This window comes from Paenibacillus albicereus (genome assembly GCF_012676905.1).
Classification (GTDB): domain Bacteria; phylum Bacillota; class Bacilli; order Paenibacillales; family Paenibacillaceae; genus Paenibacillus_O; species Paenibacillus_O albicereus.
On sequence record NZ_CP051428.1, the window covers coordinates 2,318,415 to 2,336,517 of the forward strand.

An 18,103-nucleotide genomic window follows, 5' to 3' on the forward strand; every position below is an offset into this window, starting at 1 on the left:
GTCGAAGCAAGCAGGAATTTGGCGCCGGCTGGCGAATAAGTATTCTTCAGAATGGTTGGCAGGATGCCGAAATACACTTTATCGTCGTTCATTCTTTCTTCAGTCTTTTTTGCGCGGCAGCGCAACTTTCTGCATCCGTTCCGGTACAACTATTTACCGGACGGAAATCGCTGCAGGTGAGGAGGTAAAGCCGCCTGTCATGGATGATTCCGATCTGATCCGGCAAATCAAACATGGAAATGTAGAGCTCTATTCCGAACTCATGAGGCGTTACCAGCGTAAAATCATGGCCTTTATCCTTCACATGCTCCGAAGCACCAAGATGGAGCTCGTCGCAGAGGATCTCTGCTCCGAGACCTTCTACAAAGCTTACCGCAGCCTGCACTCGTTCCGCGAGGTGGACGCGCAGTTCTCCACCTGGCTGTATACGATTGCGCGCAACACGGTGCTGAGCGAGCTTCGCAAGCAGCGGAGCGTACATATTCCCCTTGAGGAGAGCGGCGTCATGCCGATGGCTCCGATGGACGCCGCTCCGGAGCAGAGGCTGCTGCAGGGTGAGCGGATGGCGCTTGTCCGGGACGCGATCAACGCTCTCCCCGAGAAGCAGCGGTCCGCGCTCATTCTGCGCGAGTATGAAGGATTGGACTATCAGGAGATTGCCGATGTACTGGGCGGGACCGTCAGTTCGGTCAAATCGCTGTTGTTCCGCGCCCGGGGCAGCGTCAAGGTCCAGCTGGAACCCTACTTCGAAGAAACGGAGAGCGAAGCGTTCGAAGGGATGAAGCTGCGATGAAATGCGAAGAAGTGCAGGATGCGCTCGCGCTTTATTGGGATGTGCCTGAAGGCGATCCTTTGAAGCAGTCTGTCGACCTGCATTTGAAGCATTGCATAGCCTGCAGACAGGAATACGAGCTTTGGGAGGAGAGCGAGCGCCTCATCCAAGAGCTGTCCGGTGCGGAAGCATACGAATTGGCCGAGAGGGCCGAGGAAGTGAACCGCACCGTCATGGATCGAATTCATGCCGAGGACCATCTGGATTGGACGCTGAGGAGAAGGTTCTCGCTGAACCGCGCTCTCGGAGCGAGGCTGTCCGCCGCTGTGGCGGCGTGCCTGGCGATGTTTTGCACAAGCTTGCTCTACGTTCTTTTTGGCCGGAGCGGCGGAGCCGACGAGTCCAAAGGAATGATGGATACGGCAAGCGCGTCTTCGTCTCCCGTATTCAAAGCGTCGATCTCGGGCGACATTCCCGTCGCCACGGTCAGCGACCCGCTGCTGCTCAGCCTCGTCCCCCGCGAGCCTCAATACTGGATCATTCTTTCCGTGCTTGGGCTCGTCATGACGATGCTCATGACGGGATGGCTGTCCCGCATTCGAAAATAACGCTCTCCGGCTGCCTCGCGGCCGGTTTTTTGTTATACTCGGACCTAACGACTTGAAGCAGGAAGGAAGGCAGGACGATGAAACTGGGTCTGATCCGGCATGGCCGGACCGATTGGAATGCGCTTGGCCGCATTCAAGGGATCACCGACATCCCCCTGAACGAAGAAGGAAAACGCCAGGCGCTGCTGCTCGCAAGCCGGCTTGCGGGAGAGGAGCAGCGCTGGGACGCGGTCGTCACGAGCGGCCTGTCGCGCGCGGTCGAGACGGGGAAAATCATCGCGGACAAGCTCGGCGTTCCGCTGCTGGAGCCGGAGCCGCTGCTCGTCGAACGCAGCTTCGGCAAAATCGAGGGCACTTCGGAGGAAGAGCGGCTGGCGACGTGGGGCCAAGGCTGGCGGACAAATCCCGAAGCCGGGGTGGAGAGCGACGAAAGCGTCCGCCTGCGTGCAGCCCGATTCCTTGAAACGTATACGGCCAAGATGCCCCGCAGCAATCTTCTTGCCGTGACGCATGGGAGCTTTCTCGCTCAAATGCTTGGCGTCATGGTCGAAGGGCTGGATCAGCCCTATTTGCACAATATGTGCTATTCCGTGCTGGAGCATGGACCGGGCGGCTGGCAGTCCCTGCTGCATAACTGCACGCTCCATCTGCAAGAAATCTCATGAACCGAACCGACCCGCCGATCCGGCGGGTTTTTTTGTTGCCCGGCATGTCTTAAATCTTTTGGATCGTCCCATAATGGTAGTACAAAAAAGCAGCTAGAAGGGAACAGGCCGATAGAAGGAGGGAAGAGAGATGAATTTCTCGGATATGCTGGGTTATGCGGACATCGCCCAGCTGAGCCGGATCGCGCAAGGATATGATTGCCGCTGCAACGGCAATTCCAAGCATGAGCTGATTCAAGCCATTCTTTCCAAAGCCGGATCGCGTGAAGGCTTCGAGGCTCGAATCGGAGCCATGAAGCTGGAGGAATTGAGGTTCATGAACGCCTTGATTTTCGACAGCCGGGAGCTGTTCAGCCTCGAGGAGCTGGTAGCCCGGGCGCAATCGAGCCGGTCCGAACCCGGGCCCGAGCCCGACCCGGTGAAAGCGAAGGCGAAGGCGCGCGGCAAAAAAGGAAAGCAGCCGGAGGCGGCGGAAAGCCCGCGGGACATGATCGTGCGCTTCAAGCATTACGGCTGGCTGTTCAACGGCATCTCAGGCCCCGACCGGTACCTGTTCCGCATGCCTCGGGATCTCAAGCTTCGCTTTCGCGAGACGCTCAAGCGGAAGTTCAGCGAACGGCTTGTCTTCACGGACGAGCCGCCCGTGTACCGCGACGAGCAGGAGCTGCTCGCGGGCGACGTCAAAGCGCTGCTGTCCTACGTACGGCATCACGAGGTGCCGCTGACGCGAGAGGGCTTCATGCACCGGCGCAGCATGCTGCAGGCAATGGAAAGCTTCGGCGTACGCGAGGAGCCGCCGGCCAAAGCGGCATGGAGGTTCGGCTACGGGCGCCGCTTCCGCGATTATCCGGAGCGATTTTCGCTCGTCTACGATTTTTGCTTCTATAATAAGTGGCTGGAGGAGACGGAGAGCGAGCTGCTGCTTACGACGCTGGGCGAAGCCGCCCTGTTGGGAGGGCAGCCGTACGGCACGGAGCAGCTGTATCGGTTCTGGCTGCGGCTGTACAAAGGCCCGGTGCCGAATCTTGCCTCGCTGGTCCATTGGGTGGACGAGCTGGCCGACCGCTGGGTGACGGCGGACTCCCTCCGCGAGGTTCTGATGCCTTACGTGAAGCCTTATTTCTATGACACGGCAGAAGCGGTCCTGGATACGCGAATTCTCATGATGATGCTGCATCTCGGCTTGCTGAGAATCGGAGAAGAAGAGCATCGGGGAACGGTGCTGCGGATGACGCGGCTCGGTCGGGCGGTCATCGCCGGGGTGAGCGTGGAGCACGGAGACGTGCTGCGGATCGAGGAGGTCCGCCAAGTCTAGCGCGGCGCAGGCAGGAGCATATTATTCTAGCTGGCAGGTCAGCCGCCTCTCCCAGCAGCCGCTAGGGCGAATACAATAGATGGAGATCGCGGCGACAGGTTGGCGTCGATTCTATACCTGGCGGCACTACCGGCACGAACTGCAGCAAGAAAGGTATAGGTGCACAAATTAGCGGAGGTGCATCCAATGGACAAAATGAAGGCGAATTACGAGGTCATGCTCGGACTGGCCGCGGAGATGCTTCTCGATGAAGCTCTGATCCGGTTCCGGAAGGAAAAAATCTATGCGGCCATCGACGATGCCTTGGAATCAGGCGACAAGGAAAGCTTCGAGAAGCTGGCCGCCCAATGGAATACGCTGCAGCGCTGACGATGTCGGCGCATCCTATGCCCCCCGCCGAACCGGTACGCCGGTTCGGCGGGGGGTTCGTGCTTGGCAAACGTGCCGCTAAAAGGTACCATAGTAAAGGTTATGGCGCTAAAGGAGGTGCGAGATGAAATTCAGCGAAATCGAGGAATCGCGCTGGCCCGAGCTGCAGCCGTTCGTCGATACTTGCCTGCTGCCGGTAACAGGTTTGAGCGGAGCCGAAAACCCGTGGCAGGCCGCAGCCGCGCTTGAAAGGCTGCGCGATGTGATGGATGCGATCGAGATTCCGTTCCGGGGACGGATCGTCGCGTATCCGGCCGTCCAGTACGGCAGCGAGGAGACGGCGGCGGCGCTCGGTCCGCTTGTCCACAACTTGAAAAAAGCGGGCTTTCGCTATGTGGTCGCGGCTTCGGCCGCGCTGAGACTGGACGGGCTGACCGAGGCGGATCTGACGATCGGTCCCGGCGAGGATGGCGTTCTTCCGGATGCGGAGCGGATCCGCGGCGAGATCCGCCGGCTCTGGAACGCCTGAGCTGGAGGCATGCAAGCCGCGGGGAAAGCGTATAGAGTCGGCCCGTTTGGGGGAAACCATGTCTCAGGGAATGATTGTTAACTGCACGTGTCGAAAGCAGGGGCAATTGTGACAAATTAGCAACAAACATGGGAGCGATTTTTGAACATTGAACTTCCAAATTCTTGACGCTCCTATACGACTGACGTATGATAGGAATTGCTTGGTTCGACACGGAATGTCTGGCGGACAAGGCATCCGAAATGGTTGCAAAGGGGGTTGAACAGATGAGTAATCACGAGTATCAGGAGACCGCGCATACTCCCGTAAAACGCAAGGAAATGTCCCGCAGGCAGTTTCTCGCGTACACCCTCGGAGGAGCAACTGCCTTCATGGCAGGCGGCGCCGTGCTGCCGATGATCCGGTTCGCCGTTGATCCCCTCTTGGAGAAGCGCGCGGGCGGCAGTTTCGTGAAGGTCGTGGAAGAGAGCAAGGTGAAGGTCGGAGAGCCGACCGAATTCAAGTTCAAGATCCATCAGGTGGATGCTTGGTATGTAAGCGATCCCGAGCAGGCGGCCTGGATCATGAAGGACGACAACGGCAAGATTTTCGCCCTTTCGCCGGTGTGCAAGCACCTCGGCTGCACGATCGGATGGAACACGACGACTGCTAATCAATATGTGTGTCCTTGCCACGGCGCGCATTACACGGTAGATGGCAAAAACCTGAGCGTGGCGCCGGCTCCGCTTGACGAGTACCAGGTCAAGGTCGAGAACGGGTTCGTCTACTTGGGCGATATCATCCCCAACACGCGGGTTTAATGGGAGGCGTTAGTTCCAATGTTTAAAAGCGTATACAACTGGATCGACGAGCGTCTTGACGTTACGCCGCTGTGGCGGGATGTAGCGGACCATGAAGTGCCGGAGCATGTCAACCCGGCGCATCACTTTTCCGCGTTCGTCTATTGCTTCGGAGGACTGACGTTCTTCATCACGGTCATCCAGATTCTATCCGGCATGTTCTTGACGATGTATTATGTGCCGGACATCATCAATGCCTATGCCAGCGTCGACTACCTGCAGCACAAGGTGCCGTTCGGCTCGATCGTCCGCGGCATGCACCACTGGGGCGCGAGCCTCGTCATCGTCATGATGTTCCTACATACGCTGCGTGTCTTCTTTACGGGCTCCTACAAGGCGCCTCGCGAGATGAACTGGGTCGTAGGCGTGCTGATCTTCTTCATCATGCTCGGCCTCGGCTTTACGGGCTACCTGCTGCCGTGGGACAACAAGGCTTACTTCGCGACCAAGGTCGGCATCCAGATCGCGGACTCCGTCCCGTATATCGGGGAGTATATCAAAATCTTCCTGCAAGGCGGCGAGATCGTTGGCGCGACGACGCTGACGCGCTTCTTCGCAATCCACGTGTTCTTCCTGCCAGGCGCCCTGCTGGCTCTGCTGGCCGCGCACTTCCTGATGATCCGCAAGCAAGGTATCGCGGGTCCTCTATAACCGAGAGGAGGGACCTAAATGGCTCACGGAAACAAAAACGAAAAGGTCGTTTATGTCGGCGACTCCCGGGTGCGCAAGCCTTCTGGAGTCGTATCGGTGCCGCCGGACTACACGTCCTTCCCAGGCCGTTCGGAGGCGTTCATCCCGAACTTCCTGCTCAAGGAATGGATGGTCGGCTGCGTCGTCCTGGTCGGATTCCTCGTCCTGACGATCGCACACCCGGCTCCGCTCGGCTATCCGGCGGACCCGACTAACTCGGCGTTCATTCCGATTCCGGACTGGTACTTCCTGTTCCTGTACCAGCTGCTCAAGTATCCTTGGGTATCCGGCGATTATGTCGCTTGGGGCGTCGTCGGCATTCCCGGCGTCGCATTCGGCTCGCTCATGCTGGCTCCGTTCCTGGACACCGGCAAAGAGCGTCGCTTCTACCGCCGTCCGATCGCGAGCGCGCTCATGCTGCTCTCGCTCGTCGCGTGCTTCTATCTGACCAAGGTGAGCTGGGACTTCTACCAGCATGAGCTTGAAGTCACGGGTACGGTGCCGGAGCATCTCACCCGCGAGGAAGAGGCGCGCGAGGCGGCCATGTCCGGCAAGGAACCGCCTTCGGCGACGAAGCCGGTCGAGGAGGTCGCCCTGGTCGATGCGGACAACGCGGACATCAAGGCAATCATGGAAAAGGCCGGCTGCCTGCAATGCCACGGCACCGACCTGAAAGGCCAAGCCGGAGCGAAGATTCCTTCGCTGCGTGGCGTCGGCGACCTGCTGACGAAGGAAGAGCTGGCTGACATCGTCACGAACGGCAAAGGTTCGATGCCGGCGTTCGGCGAGCAGCTCTCCTCCGAAGAGATCAATACGCTGGCCGACTGGCTGGCGAAGCAAAAAGCTGCCGGCGAATAAGCCTCGGCTATGCGATAGGCCTGACTGTCCAACGGCAGTCAGGTCTTTTCTGCATCGATTTCCGCACCAAAGGAGGAACTTACGATGGGATTCAAGCTGGACCGCAGCCTCCTGCTGTACCGGCCGTTCCTGTGGACGCTGTTCATCGTCAATGCGCTCGGGACCGTCTACGGCTATTATTGGTATGCCTATCAGCTTGAGCAGACCGTCAGCGACGGGCACCCCTGGTGGCAAATCGTCTTTGTGCCCGACAGTCCGACCGCGAGCCTGTTCTTCACGCTGGCGCTGCTCTACCTGCTGTTCCCGCCTGCATCGCCCGGACGCGGCGCGCGGCTGCTGCGGTCGGGGATCGAGGCGCTCGGCGTCGTCACCTCGATCAAATACGGCATCTGGGCGGTCGCGATGATATTGGCCGGCGCTTCCCAAGGGGAGCCGCTGGAGCCGCAGCACTACATGCTAATGGCCTCGCATCTCGGCATGGCGGTCCAAGCGCTGCTCTACCTGCCTTTTTTCCGGTTCCGCAAAGCTGCCGCTGCTTTCGCGCTGCTCTGGCTGCTGTTCAACGACTACAACGATTACGCCTTCGGCATTTTCCCTTATTTGCCGTCGCCTTTGTACGACCATGTGCCCGAGGTACGGACGTTTACGGTCGGGCTGACCGTATTCAGCTTCCTCGTCACGCTGCTCGGACTGGCCTTATTGAGGCGGGGAAGCGACGGCCGCGACCGCTGACGAGCTTCGGAACGCCTGGATTGGCCATCATAAACCTGCCTGTCCCCGCATAAAGTAGGACAGACAGGGAGGGATAAGCATGTCGAGACGATGGTGGGCGGCGTTGACAGCGGGCTTGGCGGCTGCCCTTCTGCTGCACGGGGCCGCGCTGGCGGCCGCGGCAAGCCGGGAGTATGCCGCGAGCGAGGACGAGCTGCGCCTTCGCGCCAAGCAGGAGAGCTTCCGAGCTGCCGCCGACCAGCTCTATGAATCCGTCATGGCGGCGGACCGCAACGGCATTTTCTATACGCTCCGAGATGCGGAGGCGGCAGCCGGCGACGAGACGTTGCGGTCGAGCGGCGGAGAGCTCGGCTGGATCGCCGTGGATGAGGCGCTCCGGCAAGCTTCCGCAGCGGCAAGCCGGCAGTCGGATACGGACGGGCTGCTGGCGGCAGCGTCCAAGGTGCGGCTGGCAGCCGACAGCCTGACCGGAGGCGACGATGCCCTATGGCTGCAATATCGTCCGATCCTCAAGGAGGACGCGCGTCAGCTCATTATCGCTTGGACGACGTCCGGCGCGTCCGACAACGGGACGGCGGAGGCTCGGATGAAGACGCTTCAGCAGCACTGGGAGCTGATCGAGCCCTCCGCGCTGCTCATGCGGGACAAGGCGCTCGCCGAAGCGATGCGGGACAGCATCGCTTACAGCTCCAGGCTGCTGACGTCGAGGGACGGCACCCGGACCGGCTGGGCGGTGCAATCGTTCGAGTCGCTGTCCGGCACCGCGGACCGGCTGTTCCTCGCCGGCGGCGGGGGAGGGGACCTGCCTGCCGAGGCGCTCCCGCTCCCCCCTCGCGCAGGCGGAAGCTGGCTGATCTATGCGATCGTGCCGCTTATCTGCGCCTTGCTCACGTACGTCGGCTGGTCGAACTACCGACAGGGCCAGCATGGCGTCATTGTCCTCCCGGCGCGTCCGGAGCGGCCTAGCCGCAACGGAGTCGTCCGCAAATAAGCCTAAAAGCCCTACCGTCTGCGCAGACGGTAGGGCTTTTGGGCTTCATGAGACCGAACGAGAGAAGAGGAGAGTCAGAATCAGGCCTCTTCCTTGAAGCCCTCTCCGAGCACGTCGTGCACGTCGCTGATGACGATGAATGCGCGCGGATCGATCGTTTTCACGATCAAGCGGAGCGCCCGGATCTCGCTGCGGGAGACGACGCAATAGATCATGTTGCGCTGCGCCTTGGAATAGGCGCCGACGGCAGGAATAAGCGTCACTCCTCGCTCGAGCTCGACGGTGATGCGATCCGCGATCTCCTCGCCTTTTTCGCTGATGATCGAGAACGCTTTGGCGGCATAGGCGCCTTCCTGGATGAAGTCGATCAGCTTGGAGGCGATGAAGACGGCGACGAGCGTGTAGAGGACATTCTGCTTCGGGATGTACAGCAGCGAAATGCCGATGATGATGGCGTCGAACGACAGGATGATCTGGCCCATGCTCCAGCCTTTGGCGCGGTTGATGATGCGGGCGGCGATGTCGACGCCGCCGGTCGTGCCGCCGAAGCGAAATACGATGCCGAGGCCGCCGCCAAGCGTCACGCCCGCGTACAGGGCGGCAAGGATGAGGTCATTCTCGGCGTAGAACGGCTCGATCCAGCCGGTTTCGATGCCCTTTTCAAAAATAAAAAGGAACAGGGAGAGGCTGAGCGTGCCGACGATCGTCATGACCATCGGCAGCTTGCCCAGAATGCGCAGACCGACGAAGAAGAGCGGAATGTTGAGCAGCAGCGTCGTGATCGACAGCTTCCAGCCGAACGCATAGTTGAGCAGGACGGCGATGCCGGTCACGCCCCCCTCCATGAGCTGGTTGGGCAGAAGGAAATACTGCAGGCCAAAGGCGTAGATGGCCGTTCCGAGCAGGACGGGAAGGATGGACTTGTACAGATAGCGGTAAGCAAGATTGGACATGGCGGTATTCTCCTTGGCTTCACAGTGTGAGCGGGCAGCCTCGCAGCGGCTTTCCCTATATTGTGTTCAAAACTGCTTTAGGATAACATAGGTAAAGATACGTTGCAAAAAGGGGACCGTCATATGGAGGAAAAATCCCTCGCTGAAATCCAGCGCGAGGTAGACCGCTACATAGGTCAGTTCAAGGAAGGCTACTTCAGCCCGCTGTCCCTCGTGGCGAGACTGGCGGAGGAAGTCGGCGAGCTGGCGCGGGAAGTGAACCATGCGTATGGCGAAAAGCCGAAGAAGCCGGACGAGGCGGACAACTCCATCGAAATGGAGCTCGGCGACATCCTGTTCATTCTGAACTGCTTCGCCAATTCGCTGGACATCGACCTGACGAAGGCGCATGACGCCGTCATGCACAAGTTCAATACGCGCGATGCCGATCGCTGGACGCGTAAAAACGGCGAACCGCAATAAAGCCCCGGGCATATGCTGTTACCATCACCCTAGCGCAAGGAAGGTGGGCGGATGGACGGGGAAGGCTGCATCAAAAAAGCGTACGAATGCATCTTGAACGGCGATTTCGATGGAGCGATCGAGTGGTTCCTGCAGGCCATCCAGCTGGAGCCTCGCAACGCTTCCTTTCATTATAAGTGCTCGGTCTCCTGCGCTCGAAGCGGACGGTGGGAGCTGGCTCTCCACCATGCAACCCAAGCCTGCCAGCTGAAGCCGGACCACGAGGAATACCGCTATCATCTGGACGTCGTGGAGGCAAGGCGGCTCGTCTCCGACGCCAAGCTGCTGCTCGCATCCGGAGAAGGCTCCGCGGCGGAAGCGATGGAGTTCCTGCAGGAAGCGCGCATCCTCGACCCGCTGCAGGCCGAGGCCTGCTACCTCGCCGCAGTATGCTGCAAGCAGCTCGGGCGGCTGCGGGAAGCTCGGCTGCTCGCCACAGAGGCTTGCCGGCTCGAGCCGGCGATGGAGGAAGCGAGGCAGCTGAATCGTCAGCTCAAGCGGATGCTCAGGCGGCGTGGGAATGAATGACCGTCCCGGCCGCCTTTTATTTCTGAACCGAGGTGAACCAACATGACAACCCCTATCAAAGTGGCGGTGGCCGGCGCATCCGGCCGCATGGGGCGCGAAGTCGTCAAGCTCGTGCTCCAGGAAGAAGGGCTTCAGCTCGCCGGAGCGATGTCTCCATCGGCGGGCTCCGTCGACGCGGGGCGGCTGGTCGGACTGGACGAGGCCGGCATCAAGGTCGCGCCTACGCTCGAGGCGATGCTGTCCTCTGCCGACATCGACGTGCTCGTCGATTTCACCGTGCCGCAGTCCGTCTATGCCAACACGCTGGAAGCCGTCACGCGCGGCATCCGGCCGGTCGTCGGGGCGACCGGCTTCACTCCGGCCCAGATCGAAGAGCTGGACGAGCTGTGCAAGCAGCAGAAGATCGGAGGGCTGATCGCGCCGAACTTCTCGATCGGAGCCATTTTGATGATGAAATTCGCCGCGGAAGCAGCGAAATATTTCCCTCATCTCGAAATCATCGAGTATCACGGGGACCAGAAGCTTGACGCTCCCTCGGGGACGTCGATCAAGACGGCCGAGCTCATCTCCGCGGCCCGCAACGAGCTGCGCCAAGGCAATCCGATGGAGGAAGAGACGATCGAAGGCTCGCGCGGCGGCTACTACGACGGATTCCGCATCCATAGCGTGAGGCTGCCGGGCGTCTTCGCCCAGCAGGAGGTCGTCTTCGGCGCGTTCGGACAGTCGCTCAAGATCCGGCATGACTCGTATGACCGCGCCGGCTACATGCCGGGCGTCGCGCACGCCGTCCGCAAAGTCATGACCTACGAAGGCATGGTGTACGGCTTCGAGCATATCATGGACGGGTAGCGCACGATTGCCCTCTCATTCATCCCTACTTTCTGTCTGTCAGACCATAAAGGAGCTGGGAAAGATGCTGCAAATCGCATTCATCGCGCATGACCGCAAAAAGGATGAAATGGTCAATTTCATCACCGCCTATGAGGAGGCGTTCAAAGACGCCAAGCTGTATTCGACCGGGACGACGGGCTCTCGCATCATGGAAAAGACGAACCTGAACATCCAGCGCTTCATGAGCGGTCCGCTCGGCGGAGACCAGCAAATCGGAGCGCTGGTCGCCGAGAACGAGCTCGACCTCATCATCTTCCTGCGCGATCCGCTTATGGCGCAGCCGCATGAGCCCGACATCACGGCCCTGCTACGCCTCTGCGACGTGCAAGGCATCCCGGTGGCGACGAACATCGCGACAGCGGAGCTGCTCGTGAAGTCGATGATGCGCGGCGACTTCGCTTGGCGCGAGCTCGTGCACAAGTACAAGCCGGAGTAAGCGCATGAATCCAGATACGCAAGTCGATCTGCTCGTATTCGGCGCTCATGCGGACGATGCCGAGATCGGCATGGGCGGCACGATCGCCCTGCATGCCCGGCAAGGGTTGCGCGTCGGCGTCTGCGACCTGACCCGCAGCGAGATGAGCTCCAACGGAGACCCCAAGCTCCGGGCCGAGGAAGCCGCAGAGGCCTCCCGCATCCTAGGCCTGTCCTACCGGGGCTGTCTCGGCCTGCCGGACCGCGGCCTGACCGGAGACGCGGAGCAGCTTGCCGCCGTTACTCGCGAGATTCGGCTTCGCCGGCCGCGCGTCGTCTTCGCGCCGTATTGGCAAGACCGCCATCCCGACCACAACGCATGCAGCGCGATTGTCGAGGAGGCCGTCTTCAATGCCAAGCTGCGCCGCTACATGCCGGAGCTGCCGCCGGTCCAGGTGGAGCGGCTCGTCTATTATTACATCAACGATCAGCGGGACATCGCCCTGACGGTCGACATCTCGGCGCAGATCGAGACCAAGCTCGATGCCCTCGCCGCCTACCGCTCGCAGTTCGATGCCGCCGGAGGCGACCGCGTAGAGACGCCGCTGACGCAAGGCTACGTGCAGCGGGTGGAGCATCGGGACTATTTGACCGGACAAGCCGCCGGCTGCCGACATGCGGAAGGCTTCGCGCTGAAGCGGCCTTATCCGGTGTCGGGCTTTATCGAAGCTTGATGCTTAACGGCCCTGCGCCTCGAATATAATGGTAGCATCAGGCATCCATGCCGATTCCGCCGCGGATTCAACGGAAAGACAAGAGAGGAGGAGCGGATCGCTCTCCTTGTCTTTCTCGGAACGGATTGGGATGGCCATCAGATGACGGGCGAATGCCGTTTCGCCCTGGGAGGAACCATCATGTCCAGAAAACTTAAAATCGGCATTACCTGCTACCCGACGCTCGGCGGTTCGGGAGTGGTGGCGACCGAGCTCGGCAAGCTGCTCGCGGAAAGAGGCCATGAAATCCATTTCATCACGCACAGCATCCCGTTCCGCCTCGGACAGTTCCACAAGAACATCTTCTATCACGAAGTGGAGGTCAACCAGTATTACGTCTTCCGCTATCCTCCCTACGATCTGAGCCTCGCGAGCAAGATGGCCCAGGTCGCCGCGATGCAGAATCTGGATCTTCTGCATGTGCATTACGCGGTGCCGCATGCTGTGTGCGCTTTCCTTGCCAAGCAGATGATGAACGGTTCCGGCCTCAAGACGGTGACGACGCTGCACGGGACCGACATCACGGTGCTCGCCCAGGACGAGTCGCTCAAGAGCCTGATCCGACTCGCTATCAACGAAAGCGACGCCGTGACCGCCGTATCCAAGGATCTCATCCGCGAGACGCGCGAGCTCATGGACATTACGCGCGACATCGACCTGACCTACAATTTCGTCGACAAGCGCGTCTACTATCCGCGCAACACCGGCACGATGCGGAGCGATTACGCGCTGCCGCAGGAGAAGATCCTCATGCATATCTCCAACTTCCGTCCGGTCAAGCGCGTCAGCGACGTCATCGATATCTTCCGGCGGGTCAACGAACATGTTCCATCGAAGTTGCTTTTGGTCGGAGAAGGGCCTGAACTGTCGCGAATTCAGTTTCAGATTCAGGAAATGGGCCTGGAGAGCCGCGTGCACTTCCTCGGCAAGCAGGAGGACGTGGCGCAGATCATCTCGCTGGCCGACCTGCTGCTGCTGCCCTCCGAAAAGGAAAGCTTCGGCCTCGTCGCCCTCGAGGCGATGGGCTGCGGCGTCCCGACGATCGGCTCCAACGCAGGCGGCATCCCCGAGCTCGTGGCGCATGAGCAGACCGGCTTCCTGTCGGCTGTCGGAGACACGGCCGACATGGCCCGCAATGCCGTCCGCCTGCTGACGAACGAGGCGATGTACGAGCAGTTCCGCGAGGCGTGCATCAAGCGCTCCTGCGAGGAGTTCTGCAACGACCGGATCACGCTTGAATACGAGAAAATCTACTATCGCGTGCTCGGGCTCGAGACGGAGCTGCCCGTGCCGACATGCCGCGGATGAGCGGCGTCAGCCGCCTCGACCCGCAGATGCAAGCGGCGCTGCCGGTGCTGCTTCGGCTCGAGGAGGCCTGCTACGAGGGCGTTTTTGTCGGCGGCTGCGTGCGAGACCTGCTGCTCGGCCTGCCGCTGCATGACGTGGACATCGCTTCCTCGGCGACGCCGGCGGAAGCGATGGAGCTTTTTCCCGATGCGATCCCGACGGGGCTGCAGCATGGGACGGTGACGGTGCGGCATGGCGGGAGGCTCTACGAGCTGACGACCTACCGCACGGACGGCGAGTACGCGGACTCGAGGCGTCCGGACAAGGTCGAGTTCGTACGGAGTCTGGAGCAGGACCTGCAAAGGCGGGACTTCACCGTGAATGCGATGGCGATGGACCGCAGCGGCAGGCTGATCGATCCGTTCGGCGGCCAAGCGGATTTGCAGCGAAAGACGCTGCGCGCGGTCGGGACAGCCGGGGAGCGCTTCGCCGAGGACGCGCTGCGACTCGTGCGCGGCATCCGCTTCGCCTCCGTCTACGGCTTGAGCTTTGCTCCGTCCGCTTGGCGCGGACTGATCGCAAGCCGCGAAGGATTGCGGCAAATCGCGATGGAGCGGATCGGCGCCGAGCTGGACAAGCTGCTCGCCGGAGGCGGGCTTGCCCGCGGCGCGGCGCTGCTTGCCGCGTCGGGGCTGGCGTCGCGCTTCAAGGAGCCGCTGCCAAGCCTCGCAGGCGCGGCGGCCGCATGCTCCGCGCGCGGCGGCGCGCTGGCTGCCTCTATGCAGGCAGCTAGCCGGCTGCAGCGGCCGGACGACGGTTGGGCGGCGCTGCATCTGCTGTTGAAGCAGACGCCGGAGCAGGCGCGGCAAAGCTTCGCGACGCTGCGGTTCAGCACGGCCAGGCAGGAGCGGCTGGCCGCCGTTCTTTCAGTCCACGGCGGACTGCTGCGGCTCGACGGGGCCGCCGGACGGGTCGAGATGGCGAGGCTGGTACTGGAGCTCGGCGAGGACGCGGTCCGCCATGGACTCTCGTTTCTCGCAGAGGCGGAGAAGACGGGGCTCGCGCCGCATTTGTTTGCCGGCGGCGAGGCGCCCTCGACCGGCCGCTTGATCGGCTGGCTGGAGGAGCTGCCGGCTCGCTCGCTCAAGGAGCTGGCGATCGACGGCCGCCGGCTGCAGCATGAGCTCGGCCGCCGGCCCGGACCCTGGATGGGCCTGCTGCTGAAGCGGCTGCTGGAAGCGGTCATGCTCGGCGAGGTGCCGAATGAGGCGGAGGCGCTGGCGATGCTGGCCGCTTCCTGGATGGAAGGAGAGTAAGGGACATGGATTTGGACAGGCTGCTGGAGCTGTTCGAGGAATCGGCCGGCCGGTTCCGCTCGGGCGAGGAAGTGAGCCGCGAGCTCGGCGTCAGCCGGACCGCGGTGTGGAAGGGCATCCGCCGGCTGCAGGAGCAAGGCGTGGAGTTCGAGGCTTCGCGGAAGCTCGGCTATCGGCTCGTCGGACGGCCCGAGGCGCTGGATGCCGAGTCGATCGGCGCGCTGCTGCGCACCGAGAGCTTCGGCCGCCGGCTCGTCGTGCTGGACAAGGTCGATTCGACGCAGAACGTCGCCCAGCAGCTCGCGCTGCAAGGAGCGGAGGAGGGCACGCTCGTCATCGCCGAGCAGCAGCTGAGCGGGCGCGGGCGCATGGGACGCGGCTGGGTGTCGCCCTATGGCAAAGGACTCTGGATGAGCCTCGTGCTGCGGCCTCAGCTGCCGGTCGGCAGCGCGCCCCAGCTGACGCTGCTGACGGCGGTCGCGCTCTGCCGGGCGCTGCGCGGCGAGACCGGGCTCGACATCGGCATCAAGTGGCCCAACGATCTGCTCGTCGGCGGCCGCAAGCTGAGCGGCATCCTGCTGGAGTCGGCCGCCGAGGACGAGCGGCTGCGGCATGTCGTGGCCGGCATCGGCATCAGCGTCAACCTGAGCGAGGCCGACTACCCGCCGGAGCTGCTGGACAAGGCCGTCTCGCTGCGGATGGCCGCCGGCCGCATGTTTTCGCGCGGCGAGCTGGCGGCGGCGTTCCTGCTCGAATGGGAGCGGCTTTATCGGCTTTATGTGGAGGAAGGCTTCGGTCCGGTGCGTTTGCTTTGGGAGGCGCTCTCGGTGTCGCTTCATCGGGAGATGTCGCTGCGGACGCCGCAAGGAGAGCTGGTCGCCACTCCGCTCGGACTCCATGAATCCGGAGCGCTCCTGGTCCGGCTGCCGGACGGAACGGAACGGACGCTGTTTTCGGCCGAGATGGGGGAACCGGTCGGAACGTAGCCCTGCAAGCGCCTTCGTCCCCCTCGTTTACGGGTGAAGCCCGATCTGCTATACTGGGGGGGACCGGGCGGTATCAGCGGCCGATAGGCCGGAACCGCACTGGCGCAGCCTGGCAGACGGCTCCACAGTCTGCTGTTTCATAAGAGGCATGGACACGGAGGCGAGGACTCGGCGCGCGGAGCCGCATGGCGGACCGGGACGGCGAGAGGAGCGCAGCCGGCAGGACATCCTTTTTCGGGCTGGACTTTTTAGCGGAGGCTAAAAGGTTTTTTTGTGTTCACACTAAGCCAAGAGGTAGCGCCGAAAGGGGAAAACGAACATGAAACAAGCGTTGACGGTAACCAAGCTGCAGCGGATGAAAAAGGAGGGCGTGCCGATCACGATGCTGACGGCGTACGATTATCCTTCCGCCAAGCTGGCCGAGGAAGCGGGAGTCGATACGATTCTGGTCGGCGACTCGCTGGGCAATGTCGTGCTCGGCTATGACACGACCGTGCCGGTCACGCTGGAGGATATGATTTATCATGCGCGATCCGTCGCCCGCGGGGCGGCGAATACGTTCCGCATCGTCGATATGCCGTTCATGACGGCGCGCGTCAGCCGCGAGCTGACGCTGCAGGGCGCGGCGCGGCTCATGCAGGAAGGGCATGCCCATTCGGTCAAGATCGAAGGGGGAGCCGAGGTGGCGGAGCAGGTCAAGGCCTGCGTCGATGCCGGCATCCCCGTCATCGGCCACATCGGATTGACGCCGCAGTCGGTCCATCAGATGGGCGGCTACAAGATCCAAGGCAAGCTCGAGGCCGAGGCGGCCCGGCTGCTGGACGACGCGCTGGCGCTGCAGCAGGCCGGCGCCTATGCCGTCGTCCTGGAGCTCGTGCTCGGGCCGCTTGCCGACGACATCTCGAGCAAGCTGGACATTCCGACGATCGGCATCGGCGCCGGCGCGGGCTGCGACGGCCAGGTTCTGGTCTATCACGACGTCATTCAATATGCTTCACCCTATACGCCCAAGAAGTTCGTCAAGACGTATGCCGATGTCGGCTCGCAGATTCGCGAGGCGCTGGGCGGCTACGTCGAGGACGTCAAGGCCCGCCGCTTCCCGGCGGAGGAGCACACGTTCGGCATCGCCGCGGCGCAGCCGGCGGCCGTATACGGAGGCGGCTCCAAATGAGCGTGCTGACGCAAGCGAAGCCGAAGACGCCGATCGTCGCGCGCACGGTCGCCGAGCTGAAAGGGCTGCTGCGCGAGCGCCGCGAGCAAGCGCCGGGCCTGCAGACGGGCCTCGTGCCGACGATGGGCTATCTGCATGACGGACATGGCAGCCTCATTCGACGCAGCGCCGCCGAGAACGGTCTGACGGTGCTGTCGATCTTCGTCAATCCGCTGCAGTTCGGACCGACGGAGGACCTCGACCGGTATCCGCGTGACGAAGCTCGCGATCTGGAGGTCGCGCGCCGCGAAGGAGCGGATATCGTCTTCCTGCCGAGCGTCGAGGAAATGTACCCGAGGCGTCCGCGGACGAGGGTGCTTGTCAGCGGCGTGACGGAGGCGCTGTGCGGCGCTTCCCGCCCGGGCCACTTCGACGGCGTCGGCACCGTCGTCGCCAAGCTGTTCCACCTCGTCGCGCCGACCAGGGCCTATTTCGGCCTCAAGGACGCGCAGCAGGTGGCCGTCGTGCGGCAGATGGCCGACGATCTCAATTTCGACGTCGAGATCGTGCCTTGCCCGACGCTCCGCGAGCGGGACGGGCTTGCGCTGAGCTCGCGCAACGTGTACCTGTCGCCCGAGCAGCGCGCGGAAGCCCTCGTGCTGTCGCGGACGCTGAGCAAGGCGAAGGAGTGGGCGGAGGAGCCCGGGATGACCGCAGGCGAGCTGCAGCGCCGCGCGCGGGAAGAGATCGCCCGCTCCCCGCTGGCGGACATCGACTACGCCGAGCTGCGCCTGTATCCGTCGCTGGAGGCCATCCCTTCGGAGCGGCAGCTGAGCGGCGTGCTCTTGCAGTCGGAGGCGCTGCTGGCGCTCGCCGTCAAGTTCGGCGGCACCCGCCTCATCGACAACGCGATATTTCCCAAGAAGGGAGCCTGAA

22 protein-coding genes are annotated in these 18,103 nt (G+C 62.2%); 21 read left to right on the forward strand and 1 reads right to left on the reverse strand.

What is annotated here, in order from left to right:
- The first annotated feature begins 199 nt into the window (after positions 1-199).
- The 11 genes from HGI30_RS10195 to HGI30_RS10245 all read left to right on the forward strand — a co-directional run bounded on the left by HGI30_RS10195 (position 200) and on the right by HGI30_RS10245 (position 8,368).
- Positions 200-793 (forward strand): RNA polymerase sigma factor, encoded by a 594-nt coding sequence (locus HGI30_RS10195; RefSeq protein WP_168909822.1) that lies wholly within the window; start codon positions 200-202, stop codon positions 791-793.
- On the forward strand, positions 790-1,380 hold the full coding sequence (locus tag HGI30_RS10200) for an anti-sigma factor (protein ID WP_168907461.1): 591 nt from the start codon (positions 790-792) through the stop codon (positions 1,378-1,380). The genes HGI30_RS10195 and HGI30_RS10200 overlap by 4 nt, the downstream gene beginning before the upstream one ends.
- Before the next feature lie 77 nt (positions 1,381-1,457).
- The gene (locus tag HGI30_RS10205) at positions 1,458-2,045 is read left to right on the forward strand and encodes a histidine phosphatase family protein (RefSeq protein ID WP_168907462.1); all 588 of its coding nucleotides are present in this window, start codon (positions 1,458-1,460) and stop codon (positions 2,043-2,045) included.
- Between the two features lie 130 nt (positions 2,046-2,175).
- Positions 2,176-3,360, forward strand: a complete 1,185-nt coding sequence (locus HGI30_RS10210) for a hypothetical protein (protein ID WP_168907463.1) — start codon at positions 2,176-2,178, stop codon at positions 3,358-3,360.
- A gap of 186 nt (positions 3,361-3,546) precedes the next feature.
- Positions 3,547-3,729 (forward strand): IDEAL domain-containing protein, encoded by a 183-nt coding sequence (locus HGI30_RS10215; RefSeq protein WP_168907464.1) that lies wholly within the window; start codon positions 3,547-3,549, stop codon positions 3,727-3,729.
- A gap of 124 nt (positions 3,730-3,853) precedes the next feature.
- Positions 3,854-4,258: a DUF2487 family protein gene (locus HGI30_RS10220; RefSeq protein WP_168907465.1), complete on the forward strand. Its 405-nt coding sequence runs from the start codon at positions 3,854-3,856 to the stop codon at positions 4,256-4,258.
- A gap of 266 nt (positions 4,259-4,524) precedes the next feature.
- Entirely contained in the window at positions 4,525-5,058 is a 534-nt protein-coding gene (locus tag HGI30_RS10225) for a ubiquinol-cytochrome c reductase iron-sulfur subunit (RefSeq protein ID WP_168907466.1), read from the forward strand.
- 18 nt (positions 5,059-5,076) lie between these two features.
- Positions 5,077-5,748: a menaquinol-cytochrome c reductase cytochrome b subunit gene (qcrB, locus tag HGI30_RS10230; protein ID WP_028599752.1), complete on the forward strand. Its 672-nt coding sequence runs from the start codon at positions 5,077-5,079 to the stop codon at positions 5,746-5,748.
- 18 nt (positions 5,749-5,766) lie between these two features.
- Positions 5,767-6,645: a menaquinol-cytochrome c reductase cytochrome b/c subunit gene (locus tag HGI30_RS10235; protein WP_168907467.1), complete on the forward strand. Its 879-nt coding sequence runs from the start codon at positions 5,767-5,769 to the stop codon at positions 6,643-6,645.
- Between the two features lie 84 nt (positions 6,646-6,729).
- Entirely contained in the window at positions 6,730-7,377 is a 648-nt protein-coding gene (locus tag HGI30_RS10240; protein WP_168907468.1) for a DUF1405 domain-containing protein, read from the forward strand.
- A gap of 79 nt (positions 7,378-7,456) precedes the next feature.
- Positions 7,457-8,368, forward strand: a complete 912-nt coding sequence (locus HGI30_RS10245) for a sporulation protein YpjB (RefSeq protein WP_168907469.1) — start codon at positions 7,457-7,459, stop codon at positions 8,366-8,368.
- An 80-nt stretch (positions 8,369-8,448) separates the two neighbouring features.
- Here HGI30_RS10245 and HGI30_RS10250 read toward each other — a convergent pair whose 3' ends face one another.
- A complete protein-coding gene (locus HGI30_RS10250) occupies positions 8,449-9,321 on the reverse strand; it encodes a YitT family protein (protein WP_168907470.1) in 873 nt (290 codons plus the stop codon).
- Between the two features lie 123 nt (positions 9,322-9,444).
- On the opposite strand from HGI30_RS10250, the gene HGI30_RS10255 reads away from it, so the two are divergent.
- From HGI30_RS10255 to panC, 10 genes are all read left to right on the forward strand, one after another.
- Entirely contained in the window at positions 9,445-9,783 is a 339-nt protein-coding gene (locus HGI30_RS10255) for a nucleotide pyrophosphohydrolase (protein WP_168907471.1), read from the forward strand.
- 51 nt (positions 9,784-9,834) lie between these two features.
- Positions 9,835-10,350, forward strand: a complete 516-nt coding sequence (locus HGI30_RS10260; protein WP_168907472.1) for a tetratricopeptide repeat protein — start codon at positions 9,835-9,837, stop codon at positions 10,348-10,350.
- A gap of 42 nt (positions 10,351-10,392) precedes the next feature.
- Entirely contained in the window at positions 10,393-11,199 is an 807-nt protein-coding gene (gene dapB, locus HGI30_RS10265) for a 4-hydroxy-tetrahydrodipicolinate reductase (RefSeq protein WP_168907473.1), read from the forward strand.
- A gap of 64 nt (positions 11,200-11,263) precedes the next feature.
- Positions 11,264-11,677 carry a methylglyoxal synthase gene (mgsA, locus tag HGI30_RS10270; RefSeq protein ID WP_168907474.1) on the forward strand — a complete coding sequence of 138 codons (414 nt, stop codon included), beginning with the start codon at positions 11,264-11,266 and terminating at the stop codon, positions 11,675-11,677.
- 4 nt (positions 11,678-11,681) lie between these two features.
- Positions 11,682-12,389, forward strand: coding sequence for a bacillithiol biosynthesis deacetylase BshB1 (gene bshB1 / locus HGI30_RS10275; protein WP_168907475.1), 708 nt, complete (start codon positions 11,682-11,684; stop codon positions 12,387-12,389).
- A gap of 180 nt (positions 12,390-12,569) precedes the next feature.
- Positions 12,570-13,736: an N-acetyl-alpha-D-glucosaminyl L-malate synthase BshA gene (gene bshA / locus HGI30_RS10280; RefSeq protein WP_206110059.1), complete on the forward strand. Its 1,167-nt coding sequence runs from the start codon at positions 12,570-12,572 to the stop codon at positions 13,734-13,736.
- The gene (locus HGI30_RS10285; protein WP_168907476.1) at positions 13,724-15,031 is read left to right on the forward strand and encodes a CCA tRNA nucleotidyltransferase; all 1,308 of its coding nucleotides are present in this window, start codon (positions 13,724-13,726) and stop codon (positions 15,029-15,031) included. The genes bshA and HGI30_RS10285 overlap by 13 nt, the downstream gene beginning before the upstream one ends.
- 5 nt (positions 15,032-15,036) lie before the next feature.
- Positions 15,037-16,017 (forward strand): biotin--[acetyl-CoA-carboxylase] ligase, encoded by a 981-nt coding sequence (locus tag HGI30_RS10290; protein WP_168907477.1) that lies wholly within the window; start codon positions 15,037-15,039, stop codon positions 16,015-16,017.
- Between the two features lie 319 nt (positions 16,018-16,336).
- The gene (gene panB / locus HGI30_RS10295) at positions 16,337-17,188 is read left to right on the forward strand and encodes a 3-methyl-2-oxobutanoate hydroxymethyltransferase (RefSeq protein ID WP_168907478.1); all 852 of its coding nucleotides are present in this window, start codon (positions 16,337-16,339) and stop codon (positions 17,186-17,188) included.
- Positions 17,185-18,102, forward strand: a complete 918-nt coding sequence (panC, locus tag HGI30_RS10300) for a pantoate--beta-alanine ligase (RefSeq protein WP_168907479.1) — start codon at positions 17,185-17,187, stop codon at positions 18,100-18,102. Before panB ends, panC begins: the two co-directional genes overlap by 4 nt.
- Position 18,103: the final 1 nt, after the last annotated feature.